The following is a 1,372-nucleotide window of genomic DNA, read 5'->3' on the forward strand; positions in this document are numbered from 1 at the left end:
GATCCGCAAGTCGATCTCGCCGGATGCCATCATCAGCTTCGAGGACGGCAAGCCCTACAAGGCGCTGCGCCGGCATCTCACGATGAGAGGGCTGTCGCCCGAGGCCTACCGTGCCAAGTGGGGCCTCCCGGTCGACTATCCCTTTGTCTCGCCCAGCTACAGCGCGCGTCGCTCCCTGATCTCCCGCACAATCGGGCAGAACCAGCGCTTGCGCTTTCAGCAAGCGGCGGAGTGATCCGAAGACCTGCTCGAAAGTTCAAACCGACACTGCGCCGGTCTGCGTTTGGCCGGCGTGGTGTCGGTAGGTTTTACTGGATCATGTCGGGTCCGTTTATCAGCTTAATGAGGCGGACAACTCCCATGAGTTCGGCATCACCGAGCTGCTCCCCATCTACCAGCCATAGGCCGAGTTCATCGCCGGCAGGCTCCACTTTCCAGCCCATCCCGCGAAGAACGTCGGCGGCTTCTCGATAGGGATCGTCGCTCATGGTGCCTCGATGCACCCCATCAGGATCGCAGTCCGCACCATTCCGCGCCGAAATTTTTCGTTCCTGTCCGGATGGGCAACGGCCGCTTTTGCCGGCTGATGTACCCTCACCGCGTTGGCGAGATCCAAGCTGTGACCGCTCTTGAACCGGAAAAGGCGCGTCGTCAGGTCTGTCATGAACACGTCCACGGCGGCGCTCACCTCGTCGTCGGTGACGATTTTGGCCTTGAGCAAGTCGCGGGTGATCGTGGTGCTCATTGCCACTTCTCCGAAGTCGCCATCAGCCTAAAGCTACTCCACCGCTTCTGGATGCAACGAAGGTGTGCCGCGGTAAGCCCTTAAGATGAGGGGGCAACCATCGTGGACCCGGCGATGCATCAGCGTACGCTTCACAACTGAGGTGTACGAACCGGCGACGGCGACGCGGCCGTGGCAAACCGGACAGCGTTTCTCAGCCTTTGCGTACTTCCCCTGCGCCTCGATGAGGCTGACAGCGAGCCAAGCTCCGTCAACCTTCACTTCGCAGCGCCTCCCATCCAGCTCGGTCATAGCCTGAATTGACACGCTGCCTCTCCGTTGGCCAGTGTAGCGCGGCAACGGTCGGCAGACCTTGTGTCTGTACGAGCACTCGTACAGCACCAGCAGCTTCTCTCAATGGCACTGTCCAACTGCGGACGCTTGGGACCAGGATCACATATCAAGTACGCGTCCGGTGATGGCCGCGGTTGATGGCATCGCGCACTCGGCTGAAGCCTGACCATAATGCTGGCGTTGAGGTCAGCGGGTCGGGGCTATATGGGTCGAGTTGCTTGAGGGGGCCGAACGACGGCGACGCTGTTCGTTCGAGGACAAGCGCGGATCGTTGGTAAGCGCTGTTTTCAGGCC

5 protein-coding genes are annotated in these 1,372 nt (G+C 60.9%); 1 reads left to right on the plus strand and 4 read right to left on the minus strand.

Annotated elements, in window-relative coordinates; translation table 11 throughout:
* A partial coding sequence (locus MFF13_RS24760) for a MucR family transcriptional regulator (protein ID WP_238273235.1) occupies positions 1–235 on the plus strand: 235 nt, incomplete at its 5' end.
* A gap of 73 nt (positions 236–308) precedes the next feature.
* Here MFF13_RS24760 and MFF13_RS24765 read toward each other — a convergent pair.
* The 4 genes from MFF13_RS24765 to MFF13_RS24775 form a co-directional block, all read right to left on the minus strand.
* Positions 309–488 carry a hypothetical protein gene (locus MFF13_RS24765; RefSeq protein WP_238273236.1) on the minus strand — a complete coding sequence of 60 codons (180 nt, stop codon included), beginning with the start codon at positions 486–488 and terminating at the stop codon, positions 309–311.
* Positions 485–745: a hypothetical protein gene (locus MFF13_RS24770; RefSeq protein WP_238273237.1), complete on the minus strand. Its 261-nt coding sequence runs from the start codon at positions 743–745 to the stop codon at positions 485–487. Before MFF13_RS24770 ends, MFF13_RS24765 begins: the two co-directional genes overlap by 4 nt.
* Positions 746–778: 33 nt before the next feature.
* The gene (locus MFF13_RS26675; RefSeq protein ID WP_505744305.1) at positions 779–1,036 is read right to left on the minus strand and encodes a hypothetical protein; all 258 of its coding nucleotides are present in this window, start codon (positions 1,034–1,036) and stop codon (positions 779–781) included.
* Positions 1,037–1,184: 148 nt separating this feature from the next.
* On the minus strand, positions 1,185–1,372 hold a 188-nt coding region (locus MFF13_RS24775; protein ID WP_238273238.1), incomplete at its 5' end, for a hypothetical protein.

The organism is Methylobacterium cerastii, assembly GCF_022179125.1.
Lineage (GTDB): Bacteria > Pseudomonadota > Alphaproteobacteria > Rhizobiales > Beijerinckiaceae > Methylobacterium > Methylobacterium cerastii.